The organism is Gilliamella apicola (assembly GCF_003202655.1).
Taxonomy (GTDB): domain Bacteria; phylum Pseudomonadota; class Gammaproteobacteria; order Enterobacterales; family Orbaceae; genus Gilliamella; species Gilliamella apicola_R.
The window spans coordinates 1-10423 of record NZ_QGLR01000003.1 but is presented as its reverse complement, the minus strand read 5'-3'; the positions used below and the strand labels follow the sequence as shown (position 1 = coordinate 10423).

At 41.0% G+C, this 10423-nt stretch carries 1 protein-coding gene; it reads left to right on the top strand.

All coding sequences use genetic code 11. The features are described 5' to 3' along the window. Positions 1–266: 266 nt before the first annotated feature. Positions 267–10423 (top strand): two-partner secretion domain-containing protein (locus DKK70_RS00920; RefSeq protein ID WP_146210837.1); only part of this gene is annotated, 10157 nt, incomplete at its 3' end.

Below are 10423 nucleotides of genomic sequence, written 5' to 3'. Positions count from 1 at the left end.
TAACCGGTGGCGTAATAGGCATACGAGGAAATAATTATGGTTTTTACTATGACCTCTTTGCCGGCAAACCGATTCACAAACCCAAAGGGTTCCAAACCAATCCATTAACATTAGGCTTTAATGTTAACTGGAACTATTAAAATAATAATAAAGTTATACGAAGCAATCTGCAGCAATAAATTTCTAAAAATAAAGTAAGTCCTAACAATTAGCTATACCGAATATCAAGTAAAAATAAGAAGTATAAAGTCAGTAAGGAATAGGTTATGAATAAGAATTTATATCGTGTCATTTTTAATAAAAAACGTGGTATGCAAATGGTGGTTGCTGAAATCGCCACCACCAGCAAAGGTCATCAAAAAGCTGCAACCGACGAAAAACCGCTCATGGTTAAAGCGCTCTTTTCCACGCTTAAACCCATAACCTTATTCGTTTCATTATCTTTAGGCTTTGTCACGCTTAGTTTACCGGCATACGGCAGTGATATTGTTGCGGACAATCAGGCGGCTAAAAACCAACGGCCACAGGTTATTTCAACAGCCAATGGTATCACGCAGGTAAATATCCAAACGCCCAACAGTAAAGGGGTATCACACAATAAATACCAGCAATTTGATGTATCGGAGAGAGGAGCGATATTAAATAACAGCGGCAAAATAAGTCAGACACAAATTGCCGGTTATGTGCAAGGTAATGAGTTTTTAAAAAGTAGTGGTCCGGCAAAAATAATCTTAAATGAAGTTAATTCACGCAACCCTAGCCAATTAAATGGGGTGATTGAAGTGGCGGGGCAAAAGGCACAGGTGGTTATCGCTAACCCCTCAGGGATAACCTGTAATGGTTGTGGATTTATTAATGCCAGTCGTTCAACATTAACGACCGGTAAGCCTATCATGCAAAATGGCGAATTAACCGGTTATCGGGTCGAGCAAGGTCAGATAGTGGTCACCGGTAAAGGGCTTGATAGCACCGGGCAAAGTTATACAGACTTGATTTCCCGTACGGTATCGGTCAATTCAGCGATTTGGGCGAATGAACTTAATGTGGTCACCGGTAAAAATCAGGTCAGTCAGGATGGCAACACCATCACCCCATTGGCAGATAGTGGTGAGCATGACAAACCAGAAGTCTCCATTGATGTATCACAGCTAGGCGGCATGTATGCCGGCGCTATCCGAATGGTGGGGACCGAAAAAGGGGTTGGGGTGCATAATGCTGGTGAATTGGGCGCCAGTGTAAGTACGCTTAGTATTAGTGCAGACGGTAAAATCACCAACCGTGGTGCCATACAGGCGCAGCAAAATATTGAGCTGCGTAGTCGGGGTGATATTGACAATCAAAAACAGATTTACAGTAAACAAAAAGTCACCTTAAGTAGTGGTAAAACCATCAGTAATGATGGCACATTAATGGCGAAAAATGATATAAAACTTAATGCCAAGCAGATTAATAGTAGCCAAAAAAGTGCTATCATCGCTGGGGTTGATACGCAAGGTAAACTAACCCAAGCTGGCAATATTGAAGCTGATGCCAACAAGATTGCCTTAAATGGACAAAATAAAGCCAGTCAAAAATTAGCTTTAAATGCCAAGCAGAGTGTTAATCTGGATAATAGCCAAACTTACGCACACGAGATAAAACTCAACAGTGAGCAACTTTCGCTTAAATCGGCGCAATTACAAACCGAACAACAACTTAATTTAAATCACTCCGTCGCAATTGATACCTCCAATGTCACCTTGCAAACGCCCAAAGGCATTACCTTAGTAACGGATAAATTAACCAATAACAAGGGTACCTTCATTGCGCAAGAAGATATTAATATCAAGGCAAACCAGATACAAAGTCAGGAAGCGAACCTCTTAACTAACGGCAAATTAACCATTGATGCCAATGATATTGCGCTGCAAAAAGCCACATTGAGTGCTAAAGGTGCTATTTTGCTGTCTGGGGATAAGGTAAATGCGGATGAACTTGCACTGGTTACCGAGCAAACCTTACAGGTTAACGGCCAAGCGTTATCGACAAATCAGGCTGATTTACAAGCGAAACAGTCAATTGCTATAAATGCAAATAACTATTATGCACAACATCTTAAACTCATCACCACCGGTGCACTATCACTCAAGGCGAATAATTTACAGTTAAATCATTCACAAATCAGGGCGTTAAATAATATTGATATCACTGCTGATGCGCTACAAAGTCAGCAATCAAATTGGCTAGCGAATAATGATATCAACGTAACCGCCAATCACATCGACAACCAATCGAGCAAAATCAATGCTGTTGGTACAATTAACTACCAGTTTACCACGTTAAATAACAACTATGCCCACTTAATTAGTGGTCGAGATTTAACCTTTACCGGTGATAACTTACAAAACCAACAAGCAACATGGCAAAGCGGCAATCACACCAATATTACTATTAACGGATTATTTGATAATCAATTCAGTACCCTTATCGCCAAAGGTCAATTAGCCATACATGCCTTAACGATGAATAACGATAATGGTCAGTTAATTTCTGACCAGATGTTATCCATTGATAGCAAACAATTGAGTAGTCATAACGGGGTATTACAGGCTGAGCAAGGGCTGAATTTAAACGTAGCCGAGCAATTTGCTGCACACGCCGCTAGTTTATATTCAGGTCAGCAAATGGTTATTGACAGTGACAACATTGACCTGAGTAATGCCACTATCGGTGCTAAGGGGAACATTGCCTTAAAAGGTACGCAGCAGCAATTAAACCATAGTGAGATTTTATCTAACGGCCAAATTCAGCTATCGGCAACTAATATTAAGGCCGATGATGCGGTTATCAAATCTGCCAACGATTTAACTATTCAAGCGTTAGCTTTTGCCGCATTTAACCGGGCTCAACTGGTAACGAATCAGATATTAACGGTTGTGGCGGGGCAGGCTGAAAGCGCAAGCTCGATGATGTATGCCAAATTGGGGATGGGCATGCATTTTAATGCCCTCAAAAACCAAAACAGCAGTTGGTTAAGTGAAGGGGCTATTTCGCTGTTTGCTAAACAGTTTAATAACCAAAACGCGACCATTGAAGCCAAACAAAATATCGATATTACTGCTGAGCAATTCAATAACCGTGACACGACATGGTTAACCGAGGGTGGGCTGATTATTGATGCAACAGACATTGATAATCACTCCGCGCAGATGCAGAGCAAAGCCGGCATAGACATTCATGCTCAACATCAATTAAGCAATGATAATGCTTTGCTTATCAGCGAACAGGGTATCAATATTCAGGCTGATGAGATGAGCAATACCCATGCCCAGTTTTCCGGCAATCAATCTATTGATATCAATGCCAATCGCCTTGATAACCAATATAGTAACTTTTTTTCCGGCGGTAAAATAAACCTCATAAGCCAAATTTTCAATAATGAAGATAGTGAAATCAAAGCTAAACAAGGAATTGATATCCAAACGCAATCGGCCGCCAGTGACCGGGCCAACTATGTGACTGAAGGGGATTTCACTTTCAGCAGCCAACAAGCCGCCCTGAATAACGCAACCATTGCCAGCAAAGGCAAAATGAATATTACCGGTGACCAGCAATTATCATTGCAAGATGCTCAGTTAACATCACTGGGGCAGATGCAGCTTAAAGCTAACACACTTAATAGCTCAGCATCAGACATTTACAGTTTAGGGAATATTGATATTACCGCACAAACCGTAAAGAATGATAACGCCTCACTCATCAGTGACCAAGACATCTCCATACACGCTGACACGATAGATACAACTGAGAGTGAAATAGGCGCAGAGGGGAATATCAACGTCAGCGCCATAACACTTAACAATAATAAAGCCATATGGGTAGCTAAAAAAGCCATCAGCATTAATGCGCAGCAGTTCGCCAATATTGCCGCTCAATTAGCCAGTCACCAATCACTTAAGATCCATGCTAAGCAAATTGACAATCAGCAGGCCGTGCTTAGTGCAAAAGAAACTATAACCATTGATGCTGATAAACTTGATAACAGCCAGGCAAAATTATTCAGTAATCAATCGGTCACGCTGGTTGCCGACGAGTTAAATAATCGTGAAGGCACTATCAAAGCCGACCAGGCCATCACCATTAACAGCCAGCAAATGGATAATAATAATGCGATTTTGGTTGCTGAAAATGCTATTGATATTCAGGCTGACACACTGAATAATACCAAAGCGGCGTTGCAGTCTCAGTCACAAATCACCGTAAAAGCCAATCAGTTAAATAATGAATCAGCGTTACTCTTGGCGGGGGAAAATGGGCTTAATATCACCAGCGGGCAGCTGAATAATCAGCAGGCGCAACTCTTTTCCAAAGGGGATTTAACCCTTAATAGCCAACATATTGATAACCAACACGCGAATATTCTGACTGAAAAAGCACTCAACATTAATGCCCAGCAGATTAATAACCAGCAGGCTCAATTGCAGGCTAAAGGTAATATTACGCTTCAAGCAGTGGCGCAAAATAATCAGCAAGCGACCATTTTATCGGAACAAGATATCAAACTAACGGCAACTGATAGTTTAGATAATCGTGATGCGCAGCTAACGGCAAATGGCGTAATTGATATACAAGCGAACAATCATATCAATAACTCACATGCTAACCTGCTCGCTAATCGGGCTATTTTATTAAATTCAGCCGATGTGGATAATCAATTGGCATCATTGAAAACCAATGGGTTAATTGACGTCAAGGCCGGCTCGCTTAACAATCAACAAGCGGAATATCTGGCTAACGACATCGTACTGACCAGTCCCAATTTGAATAATCAGCATAGCAAACTCACCGCTAATGAAAAGCTCATTATTGATGCCCAACATTTTGATAACACGCAAGGGCAGTTACTGGCCAATGATATCTATTTAAAAACAAGAGCATATCGTGGCAATGGAAACATTCAGAGTAAAAACAATTTATCGCTTGATTTAGAAGAGACGTTTGTTAATGAAACACAATTGTCAGCCAACGGACATCTGTCGATTCGCACACAAAACGACATCATCAACAAAAATAAAATCACCGCAGGTAAGCAAGTTTCCTTAGAAAGCCAGCAGTTAACCAATGAACAACAAGCAGAAATTAGTGCTGAATATCTGTCGTTAAAACACCAAAATGTGACAAATCACGGGTTAATTGATGCAACCACCGCTGTAATGCGAACCAATAAACTTGATAATTTAGCCGGTGGTCGGATTTATGCCGATAACTTAGCTATTCATGCCAACTGGTTAAATAACTTAGCAAAAAACAACCTCGCGCCGGTGATTGCCGCTCGGCAAAACTTCCATTTAGGTGTGGAGACCTTAAATAATTACACTCATGCACAATTACTCAGTTTAGGGAATTTTATTATTGGTGGCGGCCTTGATGAAAACTGGAATGTGACAGGTATGGCTAAGCAAATCAATAATCACTCGGCCACCATTGAAGCGCATGGTGATTTATTTATTGCGGCCAATCAACTTAACAATATCAATGACCATATTGTCACTGAAATGCGTAAAAGTGATGAACCACCGGAAACTGAAACCTACTTCCAAACTTCAGCCGGGGATGGTAAAACAAAATATTCACCTGATGAAGTGACATATCGTATCCATTCAAAATATATGCGCGGTATAGCTTGCCAAAGTGGTCGAGGGAAGAGATGTTATTATTGGTGGAATGATATTCCTGAGCATTTAAGGCATTCAAAACGCTTGCAACGCATGAGTGTTCCCTCTAAAGGTGTAAATGGTCAGGCAAATTCATGGGAATATAATGTCATTAAACACATATATCGTACCGTTATATTAGAGACAGACCCCAGCAAAATCAGCGCTGCGGGTAATATGATTATTCGCGGACAAACCATCAATAATCAAGACAGTAAAATAGTTGCCGGCAAAACTGTCAATATCAATGCCGCTCAATTGAATAATCAATCTCAAGAAGCGATAACTAAATATGTTTATTCAGGTAGCATTTATCTGCATAAAAGGAAAGGTGAAGATAAATATAGATGTAGATATCAAGGTGAATATAAAAAACCCGATGAAATTTTTATTGATAATGCCTTAAATAAAAATATTGTCGATCATCAAATATTTGAAAAAACAAAACTGACCGAGCAACCACGCAGTGAAGTTAATGTGGAAAACAGCCACAACTCTGTTGTGGTGGATAAAACGGTCAATGATACCCTTAGCCAACAAGCGAAAGTGGTTTCAGCGCAAAGCATTGCCATTAATTCAAATCAATCGGATAAAACAAAAATAAAAGCCGATGCTTACCATCCGCAAGGCTCAATTACTACCATTGAGTCCAAACCTGATACCAATATTGAAGAAGATCTGACTAATCAAGAGCGTCAGCATACCGCAACTAATGAGCCGGTACCGCAAGTGAGTAATGATATCACGCCGAGCAAAACCATTAGTGTCTATGAGCCAAACTTAACCTTACCGGACAATAGTTTATGGATTGTGAATAAAGATACCAACAAAAATTATCTTGTTGAAACTGATCCGCGTTTTACTAATCGTAAAAAATGGTTAAGCTCTGATTATATGCTTAAGCGTTTAACGGCTGATCCTGATTCAGTATTAAAACGGTTAGGAGATGGTTACTATGAACAACAACTTATTCAACAACAAATTGTTGGTTTAACCGGTCACCGTTATTTACAAGGTTATCAATCTGACCTTGAACAGTATCAGGCATTAATGGATGCTGGGGTCAGTTTTGCTCAAGAATTTGGCATTGCCATCGGACTTGAGTTAACCGGCGAACAAATGCGCGCATTAACAACCGATATCGTCTTGTTGGTGAAAAAAACCGTTATGGTTAACGGTCAACCAACCGAGGTATTAGTGCCCCAAGTTTACATCGTAAACCGCCCGCAATTAGGTAGTGATGGGGCGGTGATTGCCGGTGATAATGTTTTTGTCAAAGGTGAACAACTCAATAACACTGGATTAATCGCGGCCAAACAAGATGCCCTATTAGATGGCTATAATGTGACCAATAAAGGGACGATTTATGGTGGTCGGGTTGAAATTGATGCCCAAAATGACATTATTAACTATGGCAAATTAGTCGGTGACAAATTAGTTTACCTATCCGCCGATAACGATATCAATTTATTATCAAGCACCCGCACACAAACCCGCGAGCGAAATCTGCTGACCAATATCGATCAGGCGAGCACAATTCAAGTCAACAATGGCAATATTGTGATTAATGCTGGACATGATATTAATGCTAAGGCGGGTTATATCGTTAACAGCGGTAAAGAGGGAACTACATGGTTACAGGCCGGGCATGATATTGGATTAACCACTGCCGATATTGAAGAAAAATTTGATATTACTAGCAAAAAAGATTATCGCAGAACAGATGAAAAAGGCGTGGTCGGCACTGAAATTATGGCGGCCAACAATATTCAGCTGGTGGCAGGTAATGATATTAAAGCTAAAACGGTTGGGATAACTGCCGGTGGTCATCTCGGTTTACAAGCAGGAAACGATATCAGCATTGAAGCGTCCCAAGAGCACTTTGATTTAGATGAATTTCACAAAAGCAAAACGAAAGGTTTCTTGAAAAGTAGCAGTGAAAAAACCCGAACGATTATTGACGACAGCACACAAAAAGGCAGTGAACTTTATGGTGATAGCGTAACAATAAATGCCGGTAACAATCTATCTGTGACCGGCAGCCAAGTGGTGGGTACCAATGACGTCAACTTAAAAGCCGGCAACGATATTAAGATTGATGCGGCGGAAGAGTCCTATTACCGCAAAGAGCAAACGATTAAGAAAAAATCGGGGCTAATGGGCAGTGGTGGTATTGGCTTTACGATAGGTAAAGAAAAAGAAAACCTAAAACAAACTGATACTGAGCAAGCCTATGTCGGTAGTTTGGTAGGTAGCACCGATGGTAGTGTCAATATTCAAGCAGGGAAAGATATTGCGATTAAAGGCAGTGACGTTATCGCTAAACAAGATATTAAGTTACAAGGTGAAAATGTTAATATCGAAGCGTTAGATGCCAAAACCACCTATAAAGAAGAGTATAAATACGAAAAATCGGGGTTAACCGTGGCATTAACCGGAACGGCTGCCGATATGTATGAAGCGGCACAAGCGGTTAAACGCGCGAAACATCAAGATAACGACAAAATACTCGCCCTGCAATCGATTAAATCAGCCTTAAGTGCCATTGAAGCGATTGAAGATTTGCAATTGAAAAATCAGCAAGGACAATCACAGGCATCAATCGGTATAAGTGCGATGGTTGGTACGCAACGTACTGAGCGTGAAGTTAATCAGGAACAACATAATGTAATTAGCAGTGGGGTTTCAGCCGGTCGTAATATTAATATCATTGCCAGCGGAGATAAAAATCAACAAGGTGGCGATATCACCTTAAAAGGCAGTGAAGTTAAAGCCGGCAATGATATCAACCTGACCGCTAATCACGATGTCAATGTGATTGGTGCGGTCAATACCCAGCACAGTGACCGTGATGAAAAAAGCTACGGTGGCGGCGTTGGTATACAGCTACAATTTGGGGGTGATGAAAGTGGTTTCCGCTTCAAAGCTAATGGTAACTTCAGTCGTGAACGTGAAAATGCGGATGGCAGTGCATGGACTGAAAGTATTATAGAGGCGAAAAACAACCTAAACATCAAAACGGGTAATGATGTCAACATTATCGGCGGTCAGCTTAAAGGCGACAGCGTTAAAATGAATGTTGGCAATAACTTAAATATCCAATCACTGCAAGATACGGATGATTATGACTATGAAAAAATCAGTGCTTCGGTAAGTGGAACAGCCGGCTTTGGTGGTTTTAGTGCCAACGGCTCATTATCGGCAACCAATATTGACAGCAAATGGGCAAGTGTCACCGACCAGTCGGGCATATTTGCCGGCAAAGGCGGATATGATATCACGGTGGGCAATAACACTGACTTAAAAGGGGCGGTGATTGCCTCTGAGGCAGACGATACCCGCAAAAACAGGCTCGATACCGGCACAATAAGCTTTAGTGATATCGAAAACAAAGCCGACTTTAACGTTACGCATGTATCGGTCAGTGGCGGTACCAGCGGTCCGGGTATGCCGACAGCTTACCAAAACAGTGATTCAGCATCGAGCACTACCAAATCCGCGGTAGAGCAAGGTCAATTAATCATCCGTAATCAAGATGAACAACAACAAAATATTGCTGATTTAAGTCGGGATACCGAAAGTGCCAATAATCCACTAAAACAGATTTTTGATAAGCAAAAAGAGCTGGATAAAATAGAAACCGTTGAGCTAATAAAAGATATCGCCCAACAAGCAAAAAGCATCACACAAAAGTATGACCGAATACAAGCGCAAAAAGACTTAGACAACAATAAAGATAAACTAGATAAGTTAGATGCCGCAGCAAAAGAAGAGGCAATAAAAGAGCAGGCAAGAGCAGAGCAAGACCCTAATTATCAGCCAAAAAGCTATGATGAAATTTATGCTCAATATTATCATGATGAGGTTGATAATATTGTCATAAATAACGCACAAAAAAATCTTGGTACCATGGGCAGTGATGTCAGTAAAGGCATAGACACGGCTACCGCCATTATTACCGGCATTATCACCGGCGATATAACCGGCGGCCTAGCTGGCGCCAGTGCGCCATGGCTGGCTGAACAGATAAAACTGCACACCGGGCATATGGGTGAAGATGGTAAATGGCAAACCGATGATATTGCCGGTAACTTAATTGCTCATGCAATACTTGGCGCAGTAGTCGCTGAGCTACAAGGTAACTCAGGACTTGCCGGTGGTGCCGGTGCAGTGACCGGTGAAGTTGCAGCAGATATCATCCGCAAACAACTTTATGGCAAAGAAGTCAAAGATTTAACCGAAGATGAAAAACAAACCATCAGCGCACTATCTCAACTAGCAGCAGGTCTGGCAGTAGCTGCCGGTGGTGGTAGTGTTGGTGATGCTGGCGCAGCTATTAGTAGTAGTAAAAATGCGGTTGAGAATAATGGAGAGAATCTTGGTTTTGATTTCTTTTTCTCAGAGTCAAAAATGAAAGCTGAATACAATTGCTATACAGATGATGCTTGTTATAATTTAGATGACTATGCGCGTCAACAAGCTATACTTGAACAAGCTATTGAAATTCAGAAAGGAATAACAGAACCCTATAAAGAAGCAGCTGAACTTATAGCTAATATAGAAAAAACAGTCGCTGATTTTATTCCAATAATAGGTGATGGGAAAGCTGTTGCTGAAGCTGAAGACAGTATTGATTATACCATTGCAGCAGTTGGATTAATACCTGGTTTAGGTGATGTAGTTGGTAAGCTCTTAAAAGAAGCGAAAGCGGCTTTAAAAGTAGGCGATAC